Consider the following 23,249-nt stretch of genomic DNA (forward strand, 5'->3'; position numbering starts at 1 on the left):
GCGTCGACCCTGGATGCCGGGCACGCCCCGGCCGGTCGGGGCGGAACGTGCCCCGGCGTGATCGATGAGGATCTGGAGGCCCAGATTGCCAAAGGCAGCAGACGTCGTCTTCGTTGACGGCGTTCGGACACCGTTCGGACGAGCCGGGGAGAAGGGGGTGTTCTGGAAGACCCGCGCCGATGACCTCGCGGTGCACGCGATGCGCGGACTCCTCGACCGGAACGCCTCGCTGGACGGGGCCGCGGTCGACGACGTCGCCGTGGCCGCGACCACGCAGCAGGGCGACCAGGGGCTGACGCTAGGACGGACCGTGGGCATGCTCGCGGGCCTCCCGAAGACCGTTCCCGGGTACGCGATCGACCGGATGTGCGCCGGTGCCATGACGAGTGTCACCACGCTCGCCGGCGCCATCGCCTTCGGCGCGGCCGACGTCGCCATCGCCGGTGGTGTCGAGCACATGGGCCGGCACCCGATGGGCTTCAACGCGGACCCGAACCCCCGCTTCGTCGCGGAGCGCCTCGTCAACGGGGACGCACTCGTGATGGGCAAGACCGCGGAGCGCCTGCACGACCGCTTCCCCGCGATCACGAAGGACCGCACCGACGCGTACGCCGTCCAGTCGCAGCAGCGGTACGCCGCCGCGTGGGCAGCCGGCAAGCTGCAGCCCGACCTGGTGCCGGTCGAGGTCAACAAGGGCGAGGGCTGGGACATCGTGTCCAGCGACGAGCCGCCCCGGCCCGAGACCACCCTCGAGGGACTGGCCGCCCTGAAGACGCCGTTCCGGCCGCACGGCCGGATCACCGCCGGCAACGCGGCGGGCCTCAACGACGGCGCCACGATGAGCCTGCTGGCGTCGGCCGACGCAGCCAAGGAGCACGGCCTGCCGACGAAGATGCGCATGGTGTCGTTCGCGTTCGCGGGCGTCGACCCCGAGGTGATGGGCATCGGCCCCGTCCCCGCCACCGACAAGGCGCTCGCCAAGGCCGGGCTGTCGATCGACGACATCGGGCTGTTCGAGATCAACGAGGCGTTCGCCGTCCAGGTCCTCGCCTTCCTCGACAACTACGGCATCGCGCAGGACTCCACGAACGTGAACGCCTGGGGCGGCGCGATCGCGGTCGGGCACCCGCTCGCCTCGAGCGGCGTCCGACTCATGACGCAGCTCGCGGCGCAGTTCGCCGAGCGCCCGGACGTCCGCTACGGCATCACCACGATGTGCATCGGCCTCGGCCAGGGCGGCACCGTGATCTGGGAGAACCCCTCGTTCAGCAAGTCCGCGGCACGGAAGGCGGCCTGAGCATGACCATCGTCGACAACGACCGGCTCCTCGCGATGAGCGAGGACGAGGTCGTCACCCACTCGTACGTCAAGCACGTGGCACTGCCCTCGGGTGGCACCCTCGCGCTCATCACGCTCGACAACGGCAAGGACTACAAGCGGCCGAGCACCCTCGGTCCGCGCACCCTGCACGAGCTGTCCGGCGTCCTGGACACCCTGAAGACCGAGGCGTCCGCCGGCACCGTCCAGGCCGTCGCGATCACCGGCAAGGAGTACTGCTTCGCCGCCGGGGCCGACCTGTCCCAGGCTGCGTCGGTGCCCTCCCGCGACGTCGCGCACGACCTCGCCGCACTCGGCCACGCCACGCTCCGGAAGCTCTCCGACCTCGGTGTCCCGTCGTTCGCGTTCATCAACGGGATCGCGCTCGGCGGCGGGCTCGAGATCGGGCTGCACTGCACGTACCGCGTGTTCTCGTCCGCCGCACAGGGCATCGGGCTCCCCGAGGTCTTCCTCGGCATCATCCCCGGCTGGGGCGGGGCGACGCTGCTCCCCCGCCTGATCGGCCCCGAGAAGGCGCTCCGCGTCATCGTCGAGAACCCGCTGAAGAACAACCGCCTGATGGACGGCCCGTCCGCGGTCGAGCTCGGCATCGGCGACGCCCTCATCCCGTCCGTGACCTTCCTGCCCTCCGCCGTGGCGTGGGCGGACGGCGTGGTCAGCGGCCGGACGAAGGTGGTCCGGAAGAACGAGCCGGGCATGATCGAGAAGGCCGCCTGGGGCACCGTCGTGAAGGTCGCCCGCGGGCAGGTCGCCGCGAAGATCGGCACGGTACCGAAGTCGCCGTTCCGCGCGCTCGACCTCGTCGCATCGGCGAAGTCCGGGTCGCTCGACGACCGCTTCGCCGACGAGGACGAGGCCCTCGCCGACCTGCTCTCCGGCGACCAGTTCGCCGCGTCGATGTACGCGTTCGACCTGGTGCAGAAGCGCGCCAAGCGTCCCGTCGGCGCCCCCGAGGGCGTCGAGCCGAAGAAGATCACGAAGGTCGGGGTCCTCGGCGCCGGGCTGATGGCGTCGCAGTTCGCGCTGCTCTTCGCCCGCCGCCTCGGGGTCCCCGTCGTCATCACCGACGTCGACCAGTCCCGCGTCGACGCCGGCGTGGAACGGATCCGTGGCGAGGTCGCGAAGCTGCTCGACAAGGGCCGCGTCTCCCCCGACGACGCGAACCGCATCACCGCTCTGGTGAGCGGATCGGTCTCCTACGACGCGTTCGCGGACGCCGACTGGGTGATCGAGGCCGTCTTCGAGGAGATGTCCGTCAAGCAGGAGGTCTTCCGGAAGATCGAGCAGGTCATCTCGCCGGACGCCATCCTCGCGACGAACACCTCGTCGCTGTCCGTCTCCGAGATGGGTTCGGTGCTGTCCGACCCGTCGCGCCTCGTCGGGTTCCACTTCTTCAACCCCGTCGCGGTGATGCCGCTGCTCGAGGTCGTGCGCACCGCCGATACCTCCGACGAGACGGTCGCGACGGCACTGTCGGTCGCGAAGACCCTCAAGAAGACGGCGATCGTCACCGCGGACCAGCCGGGTTTCGTCGTGAACCGCGTGCTCGCCCGGGTGCTCGGCGAGGCGATGCGCGGCGTCGAAGAGGGCACCTCGTTCGACGTCGTCGCGCAGGGAGCCGCACCGCTCGGGCTCCCGATGTCGCCGTTCGAGCTGCTCGAACTCGTCGGGCTGCCGGTCGGCGCGCACGTGCTCGACTCGCACCACGCTGCGTGGCCGGAGCGCTTCTACCCCGGTGACGGGCTGAAGAAGATCGCCGAGTACGGGCACATCCTGACCCGCGACAAGAAGGGCAACGCGACCGGGTACGACCCCGCCGCCGTGAAGCTCGTCGCGCCCGCCAAGAAGGACGCCGCACCGGTCGACGCTGCCGAGATGCAGCGCCGCTTCGAGGACGCCCTCGCCGACGAGCTGCACCGCATGCTCGCCGACGGTGTCGTCCAGCACGTCGAGGAGATCGACCTCGGACTCATCCTCGGCGCGGGCTACCCGTTCCAGGCCGGTGGGATCAGCCCGTACCTCGACCGGTCGGGGGCCTCGGAGCGTGTCTTCGGTGGCGCCTTCCACGATCCCGCGATCGTCGGCCCCGCTTCCCGCTGAGCCCCGCCCGCCCGGTCCCTCCCGGTCGGTCCCCGCCCGCCCGGTCCCGCACAACCAAAGTCACCCCGAACCACGGCTTCCCGTGGTTCGGGGTGACTTTCGTTGTGCGAAGTACGGTCGAACCACACCACACCACACCGCACCGCACACCACACCGGCCGGCGGCCCACACCGGCGGCACCCCGCGCTCAGCGCTCGGCGGACTCCGTCTGGCGCGTGTTCGACCGCGCCGGCTTCGCCTGGGGCAGCTTCGTCCCGACCACCTGGTCGATGACGTCGCGCGCGATCGCCTGCGCGGTGAGCCCGACGTCGGCGAGGATCTGGGAGCGCGACGCGTGGTCGATGAACTCGTCCGGCAGTCCGAGTTCGTTCACCCCGGTGTCGACCCCGGCCGCTCGCAGGTCCTGCCGCAGCCGCGTGCCGACGCCACCGACCCGGACGCCGTCCTCGATCGTGATGACGAGCCGGTGGTCCCGCGAGAGGTCGATGAGCGACGACGGGATCGGCACCACCCAGCGCGGGTCCACGACGGTGACGCCGATGCCCTGCGCCTCGAGCAGCGCCGCGGCCTCGAGGGCCAACGGCACCATCGACCCGACGGCGACGAAGAGCACGTCCTCGACGTCGTCCGCGGCGGCGTGCAGCACGTCCACACCGTCGGCGAGACGACGGACCGCGGGGATGTCCGGTCCGACCTGGCCCTTCGACCAGCGCAGCACGGTCGGGGCGTCGTCGACGGCCACGGCCTCCCGGAACTCCTCGCGCAGCGTCACGGCGTCACGGGGTGCCGCGATGCGGATGCCCGGCACGACCTGCAGGAGCGCGAGGTCCCACATGCCGTGGTGCGACGGCCCGTCGGGTCCGGTGATGCCCGCACGGTCGAGGACGAAGGTGACGCCGGCCCGGTGCAGTGCGACGTCCATGAGGACCTGGTCGAACGCGCGGTTCAGGAACGTCGCGTAGAGCGCCACGACGGGGTGCAGTCCCCCGTAGGCGAGTCCGGCGGCGGTCGTGACGGCGTGCTGTTCGGCGATGCCGACGTCGTACACGCGCTCCGGGTGCTGCTCCTGGAACAGGTGCAGGCCGGTGGGCCGGAGCATCGCTGCCGTGATGGCCACGACCCTCGGATCGGCAGCGCCCACCTCCGCCAGCGTGGACGCGAACACCGAGGTCCACGACGGACCGGACGAGACGTCGAGCGACTCGCCGGTCTCGGGGTCGATGTGCCCGACGGCGTGGAACTGGTCGGCCTGGTCGCGGAGGGCCGGCTCGAAGCCGTGGCCCTTCTCGGTGATGGCGTGCACGATCGTCGGCGCGCCGTACTCCTTCGCCTGACGGAGCGCGGCTTCCATCGCCTTCTCGTCGTGGCCGTTGACCGGCCCGATGTACTTGATGTCGAGGTTCGAGTACAGCGCCTCGTTGTTCGTGAACCGCGACAGGAAGCCGTGCAGGCCGCCGCGCATCCCCCGGTAGATGGCACGCCCCGGAGCGCCGAAGCGTCCGGCCACGGCACGGGTCGTCTCGTACAGCGCGCGGTACTCGCGACGCGTCCGGACGGAGCTGAGGAAGCGGGCCATGCCGCCGATCGTCGGCGCGTAGGAGCGTCCGTTGTCGTTGACGACGATGACGAGACGCCGGTCGTTGCCGTCCGAGATGTTGTTGAGCGCCTCCCACGTCATGCCGCCCGTGAGCGCACCGTCACCGACGACGGCGACCACCGTGCGGTCGACCTGACCGGTCTGGACGAACGCGCGCGAGATGCCGTCCGCCCAGGACAGCGACGAGGACGCGTGCGAGGACTCGACGATGTCGTGCTCCGACTCGCGCCGCTGCGGGTAGCCGGCGAGGCCCCCGCGCTCACGGAGCCGCGAGAAGTCCTGCCGTCCGGTGACGAGCTTGTGCACGTACGACTGGTGTCCGGTGTCGAACACGAACGCGTCGTGCGGCGAGTCGAACACGCGGTGCATGGCGAGCGTGAGCTCGACCACTCCGAGGTTCGGGCCGAGGTGGCCGCCGGTCTTCGCGACCTCGGCGACGAGGAAGCGCCGGATCTCGGCGGCGAGTCCGGTCATCTGCGCGTCGGAGAGACGCTTCAGGTCGCGCGGCGACGAGATGCTGCTGAGCAGGCTCACGGGCGCTCCTTTCGTGGGGCTGTCGGCCCACCATATCCGCGCTGGGACACAACGGACTGGAGGCGCGGTGCCAGCTGGCACCGCGCCTCCCGTCCGTCACGTGGTCGCGTCAGCGACCGCCGCGCGCGTCGTTCAGACGAGCGACCGCAGCACGTACTGCAGGATGCCGCCGTTGCGGTAGTAGTCCGCCTCACCCGGGGTGTCGATCCGGACGACCGCGTCGAACTCGATCGTCTGCTTCCCCGCCGGCGAGTGCTCGCTCGGCTCGGCCGTGACGTGCACGGTCTTCGGGGTACGACCCTCGTTCAGCTCGGTCAGGCCGGAGATCGAGACGACCTCGGTGCCGTCGAGCCCGAGGGTCTCGACCGACTCGCCCGCCGGGAACTGCAGCGGGACCACGCCCATGCCGATGAGGTTCGAGCGGTGGATGCGCTCGAAGCTCTCGGTGATGACCGCCTTCACGCCGAGGAGGTTCGTGCCCTTCGCCGCCCAGTCACGCGACGAGCCGGAGCCGTACTCCTTGCCACCGAAGATGACGAGCGGGATGCCCTGCTCCTGGTAGTGCTGCGACGCGTCGTAGATGAACGACTGCGCACCGTCCGGCGTGGTGAAGTCGCGGGTGTAGCCGCCCTCCACACCGTCGAGGAGCTGGTTGCGGAGCCGGATGTTCGCGAACGTGCCGCGGATCATGACCTCGTGGTTGCCGCGACGCGAGCCGTAGGAGTTGAAGTCCTTGCGGTCCACGCCGTGCTCGGCGAGGTACTGCCCGGCGGGGCTGTCGGCCTTGATCGAACCGGCCGGCGAGATGTGGTCGGTCGTGACCGAGTCGCCGAGCTTCGCCAGCACCCGGGCGCCGGAGATGTCCGACACCGCGTCGGGCTGCATCGTCATGCCCTCGAAGTACGGGGGCTTCCGCACGTAGGTCGACTGCTCGTCCCACTCGAAGGTGTCGCCCGTCGGGGTCGGCAGGTTCTTCCAGCGGTCGTCGCCCTCGAACACGGAGCCGTACTCGTGGGTGAACATCTCGGTGTCGATCGAGGTGTCGATGACCTGCTGGACCTCGACCGCGTCTGGCCAGATGTCCTGCAGGAAGACGTCGTTGCCGTCCTGGTCCTTGCCGAGGGAGTCCTTGTCGAAGTCGAAGTGCATCGACCCGGCGAGGGCGTACGCGATGACGAGCGGCGGGGACGCCAGGTAGTTCATCTTCACGTCGGGGTTGATGCGACCCTCGAAGTTGCGGTTGCCCGAGAGCACCGCGGTGACGGCGAGGTCGTTGTCCTGCACGGCCTGCGAGATCTCGTCGGGCAGCGGGCCCGAGTTGCCGATGCAGGTGGTGCAGCCGTAGCCGACCGTGTAGAAGCCGAGGTCCTCGAGGTAGGTGGTGAGACCGGCCTTCTCGTAGTAGTCGGTGACGACCTTCGACCCCGGCGCGAGCGTGGTCTTGACCCACGGCTTCGCCTTGAGGCCCTTCTTCGCGGCGTTCCGGGCGAGGATGCCGGCGGCCATCATGACCGACGGGTTCGACGTGTTCGTGCACGAGGTGATCGCGGCGATCGCGACGGCGCCGTGGTCGATCGTGAACGGGTCGGCCCCGTCCATGTTGACCTTCGTCGGGGCCGAGGCCGTCGACGGGGCGCTGGACACGAAGTCGTGGTGGTGGGTGCTGATGTCGCCCGTGGTGGAGCCGGCGGCGATCGGGTCGGAGGCCGGGAAGGTCTCCTCGACGGCGTCGTCCAGGTCGGTCTGGCCGGCGGGCTCGGTGTAGTTGGCGAGGTCGACCTCGAACTGGGTCTTCGCCTTCGACAGCTCGATGCGGTCCTGCGGCCGCTTCGGGCCGGAGATGGACGGGACGACCGTCGACAGGTCGAGCTCCATGTACTCGGAGTAGTTCGGCTCGACGGACGGGTCGTGCCAGAGACCCTGGGTCTTGGCGTACGCCTCGACCAGGGCGATCTGCGCGTCGTCGCGACCGGTCAGGCGGAGGTAGTCGAGCGTGACGTCGTCGACCGGGAACATCGCCGCCGTGGAGCCGAACTCCGGCGACATGTTGCCGATGGTGGCGCGGTTCGCGAGCGGGACCTCACCGACGCCCTCGCCGTAGAACTCGACGAACTTGCCGACGACGCCGTGCTTGCGGAGCTCCTGCGTGATGGTGAGCACCACGTCGGTCGCGGTGACGCCGGCCGGGATCGACCCGGACAGCTTGAAGCCGACGACCTTCGGGATGAGCATCGACACCGGCTGGCCGAGCATCGCTGCCTCGGCCTCGATGCCGCCGACACCCCAGCCGAGCACGCCGAGCCCGTTCACCATGGTGGTGTGCGAGTCGGTGCCGACGAGGGTGTCCGGGTAGGCGTAGGTCTCGCCGTCGAAGTCACGCGTGTAGGTGACCTTCGCCAGGTACTCGATGTTGACCTGGTGCACGATGCCGGTTCCGGGCGGGACGACCTTGAAGTCCTCGAACGCGGTCTGGCCCCAGCGGAGGAACTGGTAGCGCTCACCGTTCCGCTCGTACTCGAGGTCGGTGTTGCGCTGCAGTGCGTCCTCGCGACCGAAGAGGTCGGCGATGACCGAGTGGTCGATGACCATCTCGGCCGGCGACAGCGGGTTGATCTTGTTCGGGTCGCCGCCGATGTCGGCCATCGCCTCGCGCATGGTGGCGAGGTCGACGATGCACGGCACGCCCGTGAAGTCCTGCATGACGACGCGCGCCGGCGAGAACTGGATCTCGGTGTCCGGCTCGGCGTCGGGCCGCCACGAACCGAGTGCGCGGATCTGCGCCTCGGTCACGTTCTTGCCGTCCTCGGTGCGGAGGAGGTTCTCGAGCAGCACCTTCAGGCTGTACGGGAGCTTCTCGTGCCCGGGCACCGTGTCGATCCGGTGGATCGCGTAGTCGACACCCCCAACCGAGAGTGTGTCCTTCGAGCCGAAGCTGTTGACTGCAGCCACTGTGCCGCCTCCCTACTGATCGGTGTGCCCCCATCCTGCTGGGACGCCGAACGTCCCACCAGCAAGGCAAACCTAATCCCGTGCACGGCGGAGCGTCCGCGGGAAATTGTCTCGATGTCGAGACAACTCTACACCGCGGCGGCGTCGCCCTCGCGCTTGAACACGGTCCGGACGAGCAGCCAGGTCACCCAGAGCAGCGCCGCGTAGAGCGGCACGCCGGTGATCAGCTTGATGCCGGCGAGCAGTTCGACCTGTGCCGTCAGGTAGAGCGGGACCTCGATCAGCAGGCGGATCGCGAACAGCCCCACCCAGAGCCAGGTCGCGACGGTCAGGACGCGCCGCTTCGCCGGGTCGGCCCGCCAGTCCTGGTGCGAGCCGTCCTCGTTCGGCGGCAGCAGGAACCCGACGATGAGCCCGATGAGGGGCTGCCGGATCGCCAGGGTGACGAGGAGTCCGACGAGCCAGACGGCGTTGATCACGATCCCGGGGATGAAGTTGCTCTCCGCGCGGCCCGTGATGAGGGCGAGCCCGGCCGAGATCGCCACGCCGAGGATCCCGGCGAGGGACATCACCAGCGACTGCCGCTGCAGCAGCCGGAGCACCACGAACACGACGCCGATCGCCACCGGGATCAGGACGCTCGGGACGAGTTCCTTCGTGATCGCGTAGACGACGAGGAACGCGAGGCCGGGCAGCACCGACTCGGCGAGCCCGCGCACCCCGCCGATCGCGGCGACGAGCGCGTGCCCGGAGGGCGCCTCACCGGGCGCGACCTTGCCGAGCCCGGTGTTCTGGACCGCGGCCCGGAACTGGTCGGAGAACGACGGCATCGCGTCGTCGGACGCGGCCGTCTCGGGACGGGAGGTGTCGTCGTGGTCCGGCACCGTGCCTCCAGGCTCAGATGGCCGACTGCGTCGACTTCGGCATGTGCAGCGGGATGAGGTCGCGGGGCGGCATCGGCGTGGTCCCGCGGACCACCACGACACTGCGGAACAGGTCCTCGATCTCGGCCGCGTCCTCGGGCCGCTCGGCCGCCTTGCCGGCGATCACGCCGCGGAGGAACCAGCGCGGACCGTCGACGCCGATGAAACGCGCGGGGCGTGCACCGTCGGTGACGCCCGAGCCGTCGGTGACGACCGGCACCTGAGCGTGCAGCTCCGGACCGAACGGACCGTCGACCTCGGTGACGACGCCGCCCTGGCGCTCGATCTGCTCGGCGATCTGGGCGCGGATCTCGTGCCACAGCCCGGTCGAGCGCGGCGCCGCGAACGGCTGGACCTGCAGCGTCGACTCGTCGTAGTCGAGCCCGACCGCGACGACGCGCTGCGAGCCCTCCTCGACCTCGAGCCGGAGGTGCAGACCCTCACGCGGGAGGACCTTCACGCCGCCGAGGTCGACGTACGGGCGGACCAGGTTCGCCTCGGTCTCGTCGTGCGGGCCGTTCTCGGCACGGTCAACGGGGCCGGACTTGTCGGTCGGTGCGACCGCGTCCACCTCGTCGAGGTCCGCGTCGGCGTCCGTCGCGATGTCCACCTCGGGGGTCGTCTCGGCGACCTCGGCACCGTCGGCGACGGCGTCAGCCACCTCGACCTCGTCACGCTTGCGTCGGCCGAACTTCATGCGCGCGTTCCTTCCTGAGCATTGTCGGCGGTGCCGCTGACGGCACCGCTCCGGTCACCGTAGCCCGACGAGCCGAACCCGCCCTGGCCGCGGACGCTGTCGGGCAGTTCGTCGACGCGGGTGAACGTGACGCGCGGGACCGGCATGACGATCACCTGGGCGATCCGGTCGCCCACGTGGACCTCGTGCGGTGCGGACTGGTCGGTGTTGAGCAGCGCGACCTTGATCTCGCCGCGGTAGCCGGAGTCGACGGTGCCGGGCGAGTTCACGATCGTGATGCCGTGCTTGGCCGCAAGACCGCTGCGCGGGACGACGAACGCGGCGTACCCCTCGGGCAGCGCGATGCGGAGGCCCGTGCCCACCAGGCGGCGTTCGCCGGGCTGCAGGACGAACGCCTCGGTCGAGACGAGGTCGGCTCCGGCATCACCGGGGTGGGCGTAGCCGGGAGCGTTCTCCCCGGTCCAGAGCACGTCGACTGGTTCGGTCACGTGACGAGGGTAGTGCAGACCGTGACCGTTCCGTGACCTGGCCCGAGTCGTGGTCGAATGGACCCGTGACCCTGTACCGCGAACGACTGTGGGCTCCGCCCGCCCTGTACCTGGCGACCGCGCTCGTCATCCCCGCCAGCCTCCTCGTGTTCCTGCCGATCAGCGTCCTGGCCGGGGTGCTCGTCGCCGCCGGGATGTACCTCGGTGTGCTCGTCCTGCTCTGGGCGCTCGCCCCGACCATCGAGGTCACCGAGACCGAGTTCCGCGCCGGGCGAGCGCACCTGCCGCGCACGCTCGTCGGCGAGGTGTCCGGCTACGAGGGGGCCGAGGCCACCACGCAGCGCGGCCCGCAGCTCGACGCGCGCGCCTGGACGCTCTTCCGTGGCTACGTGCGCGGGGTGGTCAAGGTCGAGGTGGACGACCCGGCGGACCCCACGCCCTACTGGCTCGTGAGCGTCCGGAACCCCTCGGCCGTGGTCGCCGCGTTGCGGTCCTGAGTCGCTCCGTCGACGGCCTGGAGGCGCGGGGCGGCTCCGTCCCGCCCCTCCGGCCCCGGCACGCGATCGTCCGGAACACGAACGGCCCGCCACCTCTGCAGGTGGCGGGCCGTTCGTCGTTCGTGCGTTCCCGAGAACGCGTTCGTCCCGTACCGGAACGCGCTGGCCCCTTACAGGGCTGCGCACTCCGCGCAGACCGGGCCGAGCTTCGACTCGTGGTCGAGCTGCGACCGGTGCTTCACGAGGAAGCACTCGACGCAGGTGAACTCGTCGACCTGGGGCGGGAGCACGACGACGTCGAGGTCGACGTCGCTGAGGTCCTGTCCGGCGAGCTCGAAGCTGCCGGGGTTGTCGGAATCATCGTCGACGACCCCCGACATCTTGTCGGGAACGCGCTCCTTGAGGGCCTCGATCGACTCAGAATCAGAGTTGTCGTCGGTCTTCCGGGGGGCGTCGTAATCGGTGGCCATGCCCATCCATTTCTCGTATCGAGAGGTCGTCGCCGGTGATCGGCGGCGACAGTTTGCACCACGGCTCGCCAGAGCGCAAACCGAAGTCTCCGGCGGGTCGTTCTGGCGCTGCAACCCGTCACCCGTCGCGGCTATTCCCCGCGACCGGAAACGTTCTCCGGGGAGTCCACGGCACGCCCGTGCGCCTCCGTCGGATCACCCCGCGGCGGTTGCATACTCCTCGGGGACGACGCACACCGTACGCGACGCTCGGAAGGCGGAACCATGCAAGACGTGAGAGTCATCGGAGTGGAGTCCGGGGCACTCCTCCTCGCAACCGACGGCGGCACCGAGTTCCGGCTGCCCGTGACCTCGTCGCTGCCGGGGCAGGTCCGGCAGGCGAACCCCGAGTCCGGTCCGCACAAGCGGGTCTCCCCCAAGGACGTGCAGGCCCGGATCCGCGGCGGAGCAGACGCCGCCGAGGTCGCCGCCGCGCTCGACGTCGACGTCGAGTACGTCCGCCGCTTCGAGGGCCCCGTCCTGGCCGAGCGTGCGTTCATCCTCGACGCCGCCCACCGCGTCCCGGTCACGCCGGTCGACGACGAGTCCCCCGACACCTTCGGCGAGGCGATCACCGCGAAGCTCGAGGCCGGCGAGGCCACGGCAGTCTCGTGGGCCTCGTGGAAGCACGTCGAGAGCGGCTGGCAGGTGCGCGTGCACTACACGGCCGCCGAGGTCGAGCACGACGCCCAGTGGCGCTTCGACCCGAAGACCTCCACGCTGACGCCGGACAACGGCGACGCGCACCGTCTGTCGCACACCGAGGACGAGGGCATCGCACCCCGCCTCCGTGCCGTCGAGTTCGACCAGCAGGACACCGACGGCACCCGCTTCGACTCCGGTGCCTTCCGGGTCGACGAGCCGGACGAGGACGTCACGAACCCCGAGGTCCAGGAACGCCCGCTCCGTGCACCGCTCCCCCGCATCGGCGTCGCCTCGGTCGAGGAACGCGCGCCGGGCAACGAGACCGCCGACCTCCTCGAGGCACTGCGCCGCCGTCGTGGCGAGCGTGAGGCCGCGTCGTTCGGCGAGCAGCAGGAGCAGCCGCGCGGCACCTCGATCAGCGTCGTGGACATCCCCCTGCAGGGCTTCGACGACGACTCCGCCCAGGCCGAGCAGCAGCAGGACGCACGCCCCACCTCCGCACCCGAGGCCGAGTCCGGTCGCCAGGAGCGGAAGAAGCGGAACCGCCGCTCGATGCCGAGCTGGGACGAGATCGTCTTCGGCACCCGTCCGGACGACGACCCGGCCTGATCGGATCCGGCGGGCCCGACGGGGCCCGGCGGCCTGACCGAACCGCGCGACTGACCGGGCGCTACTGCGCGAACGCCCCGGCCAGTCGGAGCGGGACCATCGTCTCCTCGTCCGTCATCGCGCCGTGCTGTCCGATCATCCGCTTCGGCTGCTCGCCGTCGCGGAGGGACCGGTCGTCGTTGAACGCCCACGACCCGCGCGCCACCAGCACGACGTCGCCGATGCGCGGGACGACCTCGTCCGACACCCGACCGAACCAGCCGGCCGCGATCGCCTCGTCACGGCTGGCGACGTACGCCTTCTTGCCGTAGCGCGCACGGAAGGCCCCGACGAGGCCCCGGACGTCGGTCCCGGGGGCGACGGTCAGCTGACGGCAGCGCGGGTCCCCGGCGACCCCGACGACGTCCGCCAGCAGGAGCGGGTCGATGGCGATGTTCGCGTGGTCCGGCACGTCCAGGACGCCGTGGTCCGCCGTGACGAGGACCCCCACGTCGGCCGCGGAGGCGCCGTCGAGCCGGGTGAGCTCGCCGTCGAGCAGTTCGAGCGCGGCCGTCCAGCGGTCCGACTGCCAGCCGGACTTGTGCCCGATCGAGTCGAGCTCCGGCACGTACAGGTACACGAGGGACCGTCCCGAGGCCGTCTCCGCCAGCGCGGCGTCGACCCGCTGCGGGATCGAGTCCGCCGAGACGTACCGGGCGCCGCCCAGGACGTTCGCCGTCATGCCCGACGACCGGTACCGCGCCGGGCCGACCACGACCGGGTCCACCCCGAGCGCCGCGGCCTGCGTGAAGAGCGTCGTCGCGAGGAACCAGTCCGCCGGGACCTCGGTGTCCCAGCCGCCGAGCAGGTTCATGACCTGCTCCGTGTCCGGGTTCCAGCCGCTGTACCCGACGACGCCGTGCGTGCCGGGCGACCGGCCGGTCGTCAGGGTGCTCAGCGCGGCCGCCGTCGTCGTGGGGAAGCCGCTGCGGAGGCGCTTGGCGGTGCCGCTGCCCTTCGCACCCGTCAGCCAGCGCGCGTGGCCCGCACGGGCCGCCAGTGCGCCGGCCCCCAGGCCGTCGACCAGCACGACGATCGCGGAACGGGCGGGACGGAGGGTGATCCGCGCCTCCAGTCCGGTGGTGCGCAACCACGCGTCGTCCGCAGCCCCGAGCGCGACGAGGCAACTCGGGAAGACGTCGGCGAGGTTCGCGGTGGCGTCGGGGGCCGTCGGTACGCTTGTTCCCATCTCCCCCAGTGTCCCAGAAAGGTGCCATGGCACGCACGGAAGCAGTCGGCCTGCCCGACGGTGAACGCATCGAGGACGTCGACGTCTCGGAGGAGATGCAGGGCTCCTTCCTCGAGTACGCGTACTCCGTCATCTACTCACGGGCACTCCCGGACGCACGCGACGGTCTGAAGCCGGTCCAGCGGCGCATCCTCTACCAGATGTCGGAGATGGGGCTGCGGCCCGATCGGGGCCACGTCAAGAGCGCCCGCGTCACCGGCGAGGTGATGGGCAAGCTGCACCCGCACGGCGACGGCGCGATCTACGACGCACTCGTGCGCATGGCGCAGCCGTTCACGATGCGGGTGCCGCTCGTCGACGGGCACGGCAACTTCGGCTCCCTCGACGACGGCCCCGCCGCCGCGCGGTACACCGAGGCGCGCCTGGCCGAGCCGTCGATGGCCATGACCGAAGGCCTCGGCGAGGACGTCGTCGACTTCGTCCCGAACTACGACAACCAGATCATGCAGCCCGGCGTGCTGCCCGCGGCGTTCCCGAACCTGCTCGTCAACGGCGCGTCGGGCATCGCGGTCGGCATGGCGACGAACATGGCGCCGCACAACCTCGGCGAGGTGGTCGAGGCCGCGAAGCACCTGCTCATGAACCCCGATGCCTCGCTCGAGGAGCTCATGGAGTTCGTGCCCGGACCGGACCTGCCCTCCGGCGGCACGATCGTCGGGCTCTCCGGGGTGCGCGACGCCTACGCCAGCGGTCGCGGCTCGTTCCGCACCCGGGCGAAGGTCGCCGTCGAGAACCTCACCCCGCGCAAGATGGGACTCGTCGTCACCGAGCTGCCGTACCTGGTCGGCCCCGAGCGCGTGATCGAGAAGATCAAGGACGGTGTCCAGGCGAAGAAGCTCGTCGGCATCTCCGACGTCAACGACCTGACCGACCGCAACCACGGGCTCCGGCTCGTGATCGGCATCAAGTCCGGGTTCAACCCGACCGCCGTACTCGAGCAGCTCTACAAGCACACCCCGCTCGAGGACGGCTTCGGCATCAACAACGTCGCCCTGGTCGGCGGGTCGCCCCGCACCCTCGGGCTGCGCGAGCTGCTCGACGTCTACGTGCAGCACCGGCTGTCGGTCGTCACCCGGCGGTCTGAGTACCGGCTGGCGCGGCGCCGCGAGCGGCTGCACCTCGTCGAGGGACTCCTCATCGCGATCCTCGACATCGACGAGGTCATCCAGGTCATCCGCACGTCGGACGACTCCGAGGCCGCCCGCAACCGGCTGCGGGACGTGTTCGACCTGTCCGAGGTGCAGGCCGAGTACATCCTCGAACTGCGCCTCCGCCGCCTGACGAAGTTCTCGCGGATGGAGCTCGAGGCCGAACGCGACCAGCTGCTCGCCGACATCGCCGCGCTCGAGGAACTGCTCGGGTCCGACGAACGGCTCCGTGCCCAGGTCGCGCTCGAGCTCACCGAGGTGTCCGACAGGTTCGCCACCCCGCGCCGCACCCTCCTCACCGAGGCCGACGCACCGGTCCGCGGCGGTCGGAAGGCCGCCGTCGACCCGGAGTCGCTGCAGATCGCGGACGCCCCGTGCCGCGTGCTGCTCTCGACCACCGGGCGCCTGGTGCGGGTGGACATCCCCACGTCGGACCTCGGCATCGTCCGGGTACCGAAGCGGTCCAAGCACGACGCCGTCCGCTCCACCGTGGTGTCCACGGTGCGCGGACAGGTCGGCGCGCTCACCTCGACCGGACGCGTGCTGCGGTTCTCGCCGGTCGACGTGCCCGCAGTCCCACCGGCCTCGGTCCGGCTCGACGCCGGCGTCCGGGTCACCGAGTACCTCGGCATCCCGCGCGGCGAGGTCGTCGTCGCGCTCGTGGACCTGTCCCCCGCGGCACCGGACTCCCTCGCGATCGGCACCGCGCAGGGGATCGTGAAGCGCGTGACCACGGGAGCCTGGCCGGACAAGGACGAGATGGTCGCCATCGGGTTGAAGCCCGGTGACTCGATCGTCGGTGCGACCCAGGCGCCGGAGTCCGACGACCTCGTGTTCATCACCTCGAACGCGCAGTTGCTCCGGTTCGGGGCGTCCGCCGTCCGGCCCCAGGGGCTCCCCGCGGGCGGTGTCGCCGGCGTGGCCCTGGCCGCCGGGGCGTCGGTGATCTGGTTCGGCTCCGTCGCGCCGTCCGACGACGCCGTGGTGGCCACCGTGTCGACGTCGTCCTCAGCGCTGCCGGGCACCGACACCGGACGCGCCAAGGTCTCCGCGCTGTCCGAGTTCCCGGCGAAGGGCCGTGCGACCCAGGGGGTCCGGGCGCACGCGTTCCTCAAGGGCGAGGACGGGCTCACCGTGGCGTGGGCCGGCATCGCGCCGCCGCACGCGGTCGGGACGGACGGGTCGGCGCGGACGCTGCCGGACTGGCTCTCGAAGCGCGACGGCTCGGGAGCGCCCCTCGACGCGGTGATCGGCACGATCGGCGGGAGTGCTGCGGCGCTCGACGGGACGGCCGGCGAGGCGTAGGCGCGCGGCGCCGGCGCGGCGCGCTCCGGCGTCGTGCTCCGGCGTCGTGCTCCGGCGCCCGCTCCGGCCACGTGCTCCGGCGTCCTTTCGCGAAAGCGACAGTGTCCCGCGAACAGTTCGTGGGGCACTGTCGCGTTGGCGGTACAGACCCCACACGGTGGCGTCACGGTGTCGCTTCGGCGGCACCGAGACTCGGCCTGAGCGACATCGTTCGCGGTCCGGCACCCGAGATCGGTCGCCCAACGCGAGACTCGCTGGCCGGGAGGCGCGGGCCAGCCACATCCGGAGCGCTCGGTCCGCCAGCGCGGAAGCGACAGAAGTCCGCCAACAGTTCGCGCCACGGTGTCGCTTCGGCGGCACGGATCGCGCACGGTCGCGCCACGGTGGCGCTTCGGCGGGACGGACCACGCACGGTGGCGGCGCGGTGTCGCTTCGGCGGCAGCGAGACTCGGGCTGAGCGACCGAACTCGGAGCACGCAGCCCGAGACAAGTCGCTGACCGCGAGACTCGGGCCACCCGCTCGCCGCGAGACGCGGGCCGGCCGCGCGCGCTACGCGTCGATGCGGTCGCGGTCGAGCCCCTCACCCGCGAGGATGAACTCCTTGCGCGGCGCCACGTCGTTGCCCATCAGCAGCTCGAAGACCTTCGCGGCGCTCTCGGCATCGGGCACCTTCACCCGCCGCAGCGTCCGGTGCGCCCGGTCCATCGTGGTCTCCGCGAGCTGGTCGGCGTCCATCTCGCCGAGGCCCTTGTACCGCTGGATCGGCTCCTGGTACTTCTTGCCCGACTTCTCGAGCTTCTTCAGGACCGCCTGGAGCTCTTGCTCCGAGTAGGTGTACAGCGTGTCGTTCGGCTTGCCACGGTTGATGACGACGACCCGGTGCAGCGGCGGGACCGCGGCGAACACCCGGCCCTCCTCGATCATCGGCCGCATGTACCGGAAGAACAGGGTCAGCAGCAGCGTACGGATGTGGGCACCGTCGACGTCGGCGTCCGACATGATGATGATCTTGCCGTAGCGGGCTTGCTCGATGTCGAACGTGCGGCCGGACCCGGCGCCGACGACCTGGATGATCGAGGCGCACTCGGCGTTCGAGAGCATGTCCGACACGGACGCCTTCTGCACGTTGAGGATCTTGCCGCGGATCGGCAGCAGCGCCTGGTACTCGCTGTTGCGCGCGAGCTTCGCGGTGCCGAGCGCGGAGTCGCCCTCGACGATGAAGAGCTCCGTGCCGTCGGTGTCCTGTGAGCGGCAGTCCGCGAGCTTGGTCGGCAGCGAGGAGTTCTCGAGCGCGTTCTTGCGGCGCTGGGTCTCCTTGTGCGCGCGGGCCGAGATGCGGGTCTTCATCTCGGCGACGACCTTCTCGAGCAGGGTCGCTGCCTGGGCCTTCTCGGTGCGCTGCGTCGAGGTGAGGATCTCGGTGAGGCGCTTCGACACCACCTGGTCGACGATCTTCCGGACCGCCGGGGTCCCGAGGATCTCCTTCGTCTGTCCCTCGAACTGCGGCTCGGGCAGTCGGACGGTGAGCACGGCGGTCATGCCGGCGAGCACGTCGTCCTTCTCGAGCTTGTCCTGTCCGACCTTGAGCTTGCGGGCGTTCGCCTCGACCTGGGCGCGGACGGCCTTGATCACGCCGGACTCGAACCCTGCCTGGTGTGTGCCGCCCTTGGGCGTCGCGATGATGTTGACGAAGCTGCGGAACACGGTCTCGTAGCCGCTGCCCCAGCGGAGCGCGAGGTCGACCTCGCATTCGCGGTCGACGGACGTGGACACCATGTGGCCCTTGTCGTCGAGCATCGGGACGGTCTCGGTGAACGTGCCGGTGCCCTGGATGCGCCAGACGTCGGTGACGGCGGAGTCGACGGCGAGGTGTTCGACGAACTCGCCGATGCCGCCCTCGTACCGGAAGCGCTCGACCACGGGACCGGCGGCGACCGGAGTGCCGGTGGCCTCGGCGCGGTCGGCCGCGGCCTGGATCGACGCGGGGCGGGCATCGGTGATGGTGAGGCCGAGCCCGGGGACGAGGAACGCGGTCTGGCGTGCACGGCTCACGAGGTCGCTCGTGCTGAACTTCGCGTCGGCGGTGAAGATCTGCCGGTCCGCCCAGTACCGGATCCGCGAGCCGGTGACGCCCTTCTTGACCTTGCCCACGACGCGGAGCTCGCTGCCCGAGGTGAACGGCGAGAACGGCGCGTCCGGACCGATGCCCTTCGCGTCGTCGAACACGCCCGGCTCGCCGCGGTGGAACGACATCGCGTAGGTCTTGCCGCCGCGGTCGACCTCGACGTCGAGACGCTCGGACAGGGCGTTCACGACGGAGGCACCGACGCCGTGCAGGCCACCCGAGGCAGCGTACGAACCGGACCCGAACTTGCCGCCGGCGTGGAGCTTCGTGAAGACGACCTCGACCCCGGTCAGTCCGGTCTTCGGTTCCACGTCGACGGGGATGCCGCGCGCGGTGTCCCGGACTTCGACCGAGCCGTCCGCGTGGAGCACGACGCCGATCTCGTCACCGTGTCCGGCAAGCGCTTCGTCGACCGAGTTGTCGATGATCTCCCACAGACAGTGCATGAGGCCCCGGGAGTCCGTCGACCCGATGTACATGCCCGGGCGCTTCCGGACCGCCTCGAGCCCTTCGAGGACGGAGAGATGGCGTGCGGAGTAGTCGGAGCTCACCTTCCGATGCTAGCGAGCACCGCCGACACCACCCGCCGGACACTCGGACTGGGGGCAGCCGATCCGCGCTGAGCGAAATGGACCACTGACAATGCATGACTCTCAGGCATCACGTGTTGAAATAGGTGGACCAACCCGGCACCACCTGCGATCCGTGAGGAGCACAGCAATGACCCAGACCGTGCAGGACCTCTCCATCGACGAAATCGGCAGCAACCAGCTCACCGCTGCTGACCGCTGCGACAGCTGCGGGGCGCAGGCCTACATCCGAGCCACCATGGCTTCCGGCGAGCTGTTCTTCTGCGCCCACCACGGAGCAGAGTTCAAGGACAAGCTCGCGGCGACCGCCATCGAGTGGCACGACGAGAGCAGCCGACTCTACGAGTCGAAGTAGACCGACCAACAGCGAGACGGGAGGCGCGGTGCCAGCTGGCACCGCGCCTCCCGTCTTGCTGTCGGTCGCGACCGACATCCGCGGCGCGACCCGACGAGCGTCAGGCGATCCGCTTGAACGCCTTGTCGACGTAGCGGTCGACGGTGGCCCGCGCTTCGCGCGCGTACCGGTCGATGCTCGCGGTGCGCTCCGGGTCCGGCGCGTACTCGCGGCCGAGCCGCGCGGTGGCCGCGGCGAGGACGCCGTCGGTGAGCTGCGGGTTGAGCGGCAGGATCGGACCCTGCGTGTGCGTGCCGAACGAGTTCCCGACGATCGCACCCTCGACCGGAGCACCGGCCTGGTTGCCACCGCCGGACACGACGTCGGCGAACGGCTGGACGCCGGCGCCGAGTTCGATCGTCGTGGCGTGGTCCTCGAAGCCCGCGAGACGCGTGGGCGCCCCGGGCAGGAGCGGGTAGCGGGTGTCGAGGACGAAGTAGTTCACGCGACGCTCTGCGCCTCGGACGGCACGGGCGTCGAACACCCCGAAGCCGGACACGGCCGAACCCTCGGTGGGGACGACCTCGTTCGTGGCCAGGTCGAACCCGCCGCCGACCGCGACGACCGGCACACCGGCGGCCGCGAACTCGCGGAGGGGTGCCCCGATCCGGGCCACGTCGGCACCGAGTGACCGCATCGCGCTGAGCGGTCCGTTGCCGATGACCACGACGTCGGCCGCGGTGGGCAGGGTGTCGCCGGGCGCGTACTCGAGCACCTCGGTGTCGATGTCCGCAGCGGCAGCGCGGCGGACGAGTGCCGCGACGTTGCCGCGGTCGCCCGACACACCCATCTGCCGGGGGTAGACGTGCAGGATGGTCAGCCGTTCGGCCGTCATGCGGTCTTCTCCATGTCCGGGTGGCCGAGGGCCTTGCGGGCGATCATCATGATCTCGTAGTTGACGATGAAGTTCTTCGTGCCGCGGGTCGTGGCGCCGAGCTGCTCCATGTGCTTGATCGCCGCTTCGACGTCGGGCTCGACGCGTCCGATGCGGACACCGGCGTGCTCGAGCGCGATCGCGATCTGCCACGCCTTGTCACCGGAGACGACGTCCACGTGGTCGAGCTTCGAGAAGTCGATGTCGTAGATCCACGAGATGTCCGGCGTGCCCTCGTCGATCGCCATGAGGACCTGCTCGGGGTGGTCCGGCAGCGCGTCGAGGTTGAGCTGGAGGCTGGCGGCGTTCTTGAACATCGTGAACTCGGCGGACTCGCCCGCGATGGGCAGCCGCTCACCGCGGCCGTACGCCGGCTTCATCGTGCCGAAGGCCTTCGTGACGGCGTCGGCGCGGAACTGCGCACCGAGCGCGGCACTGGCCGTCGCCGTGGCGGCAGCCGCGTCGACCGCGTAGTGCAGGCCGCGCGCGGGCAGGCGCACCGGGATCTCGGCACCGGCGAACCGGATCGTCGCACCGTCGCCGGTGTGGGCGACGACCTCGGCGTCGGCCGCGGTCTGCGTGCGCGCTCCCCCGCCGAACGAGTCCGCGTTCTGCAGGCCGTTCGGGGCCGCGGCGATGACCTCGTCGCTCGCGCCGAAGCGGAGGACGTGCTGCCCGTCGACCGCGGTGTACGCGTCGAGGAACTGGTCGTCGTGGTTCGTGATGACGTTCGCGGTCGACAGTGCCGCCGTGTCGAGCATCATCGTGGCCACGCGCTCGGTCTCGAAGAACCGGTAGAGCTGGTCGACCTGCACGTTGAGCATCGTCACCGTGGACGGCGACAGGATGCCGGCGAGCTCGACCGCGAAGGCCTCGTCGACCTCGAGGATGCCGATGTCGGCCTTGAGTCGGCCGGTCAGCGACACCTCGGACAGCAACGCCGACGCGATGCCCTGCGGCAGGTTCGCACCGGACGGGTTCGTGAAGACCCGCAGCCCGTGGGCCCGGACGATGTCCGAGATCATGTGCGTCGTCGTCGACTTGCCGTTCGAGCCGAGCACGAAGACGACGCCGTTCGGGAACTGCTTCGTCACGTGCTGCAGGAAGTCCGGCACGAGCTTCAGGACGATGAACCCCGGGTAGGCGGACCCGCCGCCCCGCGCACGAGCGAGGGCACGGAGGATCCGCCCGATCAGGATCGGGATGAAGAAGCGCATGCCGGCTTACTCGAGGTAGTCGCGCAGCGACTGCGACCGCGACGGGTGGCGGAGCTTCGCCATCGTCTTGGACTCGATCTGACGGATGCGCTCACGCGTCACGCCGAACGTGTCACCGATCTGGTCGAGGGTCTTCGGCTGGCCGTCACCCAGGCCGAAGCGCATGCGGATGACGCCCGCCTCGCGCTCGGACAGGGAGTCGAGCAGGCTCTCGAGCTGCTTCTGCAGCATCGTGAAGCCCACCGCGTCGGCCGGCACGACCGCCTCGGTGTCCTCGATGAGGTCACCGAACTCCGAGTCGCCGTCCTCGCCCAGGGGCGTGTGCAGCGAGATCGGCTCGCGGCCGTACTTCTGCACCTCGACGACCTTCTCCGGGGTCATGTCGAGCTCGCGGGCGAGCTCTTCCGGAGTGGGTTCGCGACCGAGGTCCTGCAGCATCTGGCGCTGCACGCGGGCCAGCTTGTTGATGACCTCGACCATGTGGACCGGGATGCGGATGGTGCGCGCCTGGTCGGCCATGGCGCGGGTGATCGCCTGACGGATCCACCACGTCGCGTACGTCGAGAACTTGAAGCCCTTGGTGTAGTCGAACTTCTCGACCGCACGGATCAGACCGAGGTTGCCCTCTTGGATGAGGTCCAGGAACTGCATGCCGCGGCCGGTGTAGCGCTTCGCGAGCGAGACGACCAGGCGGAGGTTCGCGCCGAGCAGGTGCGACTTCGCACGCTGACCGTCACGGGCGACCCAGCGGAGCTCGCGCTCTTCCGGCTTGGAGAGCCCGGTCGAGTGCTGCAGCTTGTCCTCGGCGAACAGGCCGGCCTCGATGCGCATCGCGAGCTCGACCTCCTGCTCGGCGTTGAGGAGGGCGACCTTGCCGATCTGCTTGAGGTAGTCCTTCACCGGGTCGGCGGTCGCACCCGTGATGGTGGTCGAGTACACCGGCGCTTCGTCGTCGTCCGACTGGGAGATGACGAGCGCACCGGCGGCCACCGCTGCGGCGGCGTCGGGCTTGGTGTCCTTCTCGTCCGTCTCGGTGTCGTCAGCGGCGTCGACGTCGGCCTCGGCGACCGGGGTCTCCTCGTCGAGGTCCTCGTCGTCGGCCTTCTTCTTCGCCTTCGGGGCAGCCTTCTTCGGGGCGGCCTTCTTGGCGGTGGTCTTGGTGGTGGCGCGCTTCTTCGGCGCGGCCGTCCCCTCGGTCTCCGCGGCGTCGTCCGCCGTGGTGCCCTCGGGCTCGGTGTCCTTCGTGGGATCGATCGTCGTGCTCCGGGCAGCCATGCGATCACCTCTCTCGTCGTGCCACGTTCGTGGGGTCGTGGCCTCCCTCGCCACCCAGGGCCTGCGCCGCGGTCTCCCGTGTCGTCAGGTCCTACCGTTCCGGGCAGCACTAGGACCCATGTCAAGTCCCCCGGTTTCTGCGGCG

17 protein-coding genes are annotated in these 23,249 nt (G+C 70.4%); 6 read left to right on the forward strand and 11 right to left on the reverse strand.

Translation table 11 applies throughout. The features are described from left to right. Positions 1–64: 64 nt before the first annotated feature. Positions 65–1,297: a thiolase family protein gene (locus BLT36_RS16195; RefSeq protein WP_175529693.1), complete on the forward strand. Its 1,233-nt coding sequence runs from the start codon at positions 65–67 to the stop codon at positions 1,295–1,297. 2 nt (positions 1,298–1,299) lie between these two features. Further along, on the forward strand, positions 1,300–3,438 hold the full coding sequence (locus tag BLT36_RS16200; RefSeq protein WP_092096736.1) for a 3-hydroxyacyl-CoA dehydrogenase NAD-binding domain-containing protein: 2,139 nt from the start codon (positions 1,300–1,302) through the stop codon (positions 3,436–3,438). Between the two features lie 188 nt (positions 3,439–3,626). On the opposite strand, the gene dxs is transcribed toward BLT36_RS16200, so the two are convergent. The 5 genes from dxs to dut form a co-directional block, all read right to left on the reverse strand. Then, complete coding sequence (gene dxs, locus BLT36_RS16205; RefSeq protein ID WP_092096738.1) at positions 3,627–5,570, reverse strand: 1-deoxy-D-xylulose-5-phosphate synthase; 1,944 nt, start codon at positions 5,568–5,570, stop codon at positions 3,627–3,629. A 132-nt stretch (positions 5,571–5,702) separates the two neighbouring features. Then, positions 5,703–8,519, reverse strand: coding sequence for an aconitate hydratase AcnA (gene acnA / locus BLT36_RS16210; RefSeq protein WP_092096739.1), 2,817 nt, complete (start codon positions 8,517–8,519; stop codon positions 5,703–5,705). Positions 8,520–8,647: 128 nt separating this feature from the next. After that, positions 8,648–9,403 carry a DUF3159 domain-containing protein gene (locus BLT36_RS16215; RefSeq protein WP_092096741.1) on the reverse strand — a complete coding sequence of 252 codons (756 nt, stop codon included), beginning with the start codon at positions 9,401–9,403 and terminating at the stop codon, positions 8,648–8,650. 13 nt (positions 9,404–9,416) lie between these two features. Continuing rightward, complete coding sequence (locus tag BLT36_RS16220) at positions 9,417–10,139, reverse strand: DUF3710 domain-containing protein (protein WP_254787709.1); 723 nt, start codon at positions 10,137–10,139, stop codon at positions 9,417–9,419. Then, on the reverse strand, positions 10,136–10,627 hold the full coding sequence (gene dut / locus BLT36_RS16225; protein ID WP_092096743.1) for a dUTP diphosphatase: 492 nt from the start codon (positions 10,625–10,627) through the stop codon (positions 10,136–10,138). Before dut ends, BLT36_RS16220 begins: the two co-directional genes overlap by 4 nt. 65 nt (positions 10,628–10,692) lie before the next feature. Between dut and BLT36_RS16230 the strand changes: the two genes are divergently transcribed. Continuing rightward, positions 10,693–11,124 (forward strand): DUF3093 domain-containing protein, encoded by a 432-nt coding sequence (locus BLT36_RS16230; protein WP_092096744.1) that lies wholly within the window; start codon positions 10,693–10,695, stop codon positions 11,122–11,124. A 170-nt stretch (positions 11,125–11,294) separates the two neighbouring features. Here BLT36_RS16230 and BLT36_RS16235 read toward each other — a convergent pair whose 3' ends face one another. Then, positions 11,295–11,594: a DUF4193 domain-containing protein gene (locus BLT36_RS16235; RefSeq protein WP_031263038.1), complete on the reverse strand. Its 300-nt coding sequence runs from the start codon at positions 11,592–11,594 to the stop codon at positions 11,295–11,297. A gap of 273 nt (positions 11,595–11,867) precedes the next feature. Here BLT36_RS16235 and sepH point away from each other — a divergent pair, with 273 nt between their 5' ends. Further along, entirely contained in the window at positions 11,868–12,887 is a 1,020-nt protein-coding gene (gene sepH / locus BLT36_RS16240; protein ID WP_175529694.1) for a septation protein SepH, read from the forward strand. 61 nt (positions 12,888–12,948) lie between these two features. Here sepH and BLT36_RS16245 read toward each other — a convergent pair whose 3' ends face one another. Further along, the gene (locus BLT36_RS16245) at positions 12,949–14,115 is read right to left on the reverse strand and encodes an alkaline phosphatase family protein (protein ID WP_092096747.1); all 1,167 of its coding nucleotides are present in this window, start codon (positions 14,113–14,115) and stop codon (positions 12,949–12,951) included. A 26-nt stretch (positions 14,116–14,141) separates the two neighbouring features. Between BLT36_RS16245 and BLT36_RS16250 the strand changes: the two genes are divergently transcribed. Beyond that, complete coding sequence (locus BLT36_RS16250) at positions 14,142–16,628, forward strand: DNA gyrase/topoisomerase IV subunit A (protein WP_092096749.1); 2,487 nt, start codon at positions 14,142–14,144, stop codon at positions 16,626–16,628. Between the two features lie 550 nt (positions 16,629–17,178). Here the strand turns inward: BLT36_RS16250 and BLT36_RS16255 are convergent. Continuing rightward, a complete protein-coding gene (locus BLT36_RS16255; RefSeq protein ID WP_092096750.1) occupies positions 17,179–19,305 on the reverse strand; it encodes a DNA gyrase/topoisomerase IV subunit B in 2,127 nt (708 codons plus the stop codon). Between the two features lie 169 nt (positions 19,306–19,474). On the opposite strand from BLT36_RS16255, the gene BLT36_RS16260 reads away from it, so the two are divergent. Continuing rightward, positions 19,475–19,699 carry a DUF7455 domain-containing protein gene (locus BLT36_RS16260; protein ID WP_092096752.1) on the forward strand — a complete coding sequence of 75 codons (225 nt, stop codon included), beginning with the start codon at positions 19,475–19,477 and terminating at the stop codon, positions 19,697–19,699. Positions 19,700–19,799: 100 nt separating this feature from the next. Here BLT36_RS16260 and BLT36_RS16265 read toward each other — a convergent pair whose 3' ends face one another. The 3 genes from BLT36_RS16265 to BLT36_RS16275 are packed head-to-tail and all read right to left on the reverse strand — an operon-like array spanning position 19,800 to position 23,104. Beyond that, positions 19,800–20,573, reverse strand: coding sequence for a type 1 glutamine amidotransferase (locus BLT36_RS16265; protein ID WP_092096754.1), 774 nt, complete (start codon positions 20,571–20,573; stop codon positions 19,800–19,802). Next, a complete protein-coding gene (locus BLT36_RS16270; RefSeq protein WP_092096755.1) occupies positions 20,570–21,829 on the reverse strand; it encodes a MurT ligase domain-containing protein in 1,260 nt (419 codons plus the stop codon). The genes BLT36_RS16265 and BLT36_RS16270 overlap by 4 nt, the downstream gene beginning before the upstream one ends. A 6-nt stretch (positions 21,830–21,835) precedes the next feature. Continuing rightward, positions 21,836–23,104 carry an RNA polymerase sigma factor gene (locus tag BLT36_RS16275; RefSeq protein WP_092096757.1) on the reverse strand — a complete coding sequence of 423 codons (1,269 nt, stop codon included), beginning with the start codon at positions 23,102–23,104 and terminating at the stop codon, positions 21,836–21,838. Positions 23,105–23,249 lie beyond the last annotated feature (145 nt).

The sequence above is a fragment of the Curtobacterium sp. UNCCL20 genome (assembly GCF_900101675.1).
Taxonomy (GTDB): Bacteria; Actinomycetota; Actinomycetes; order Actinomycetales; family Microbacteriaceae; genus Curtobacterium.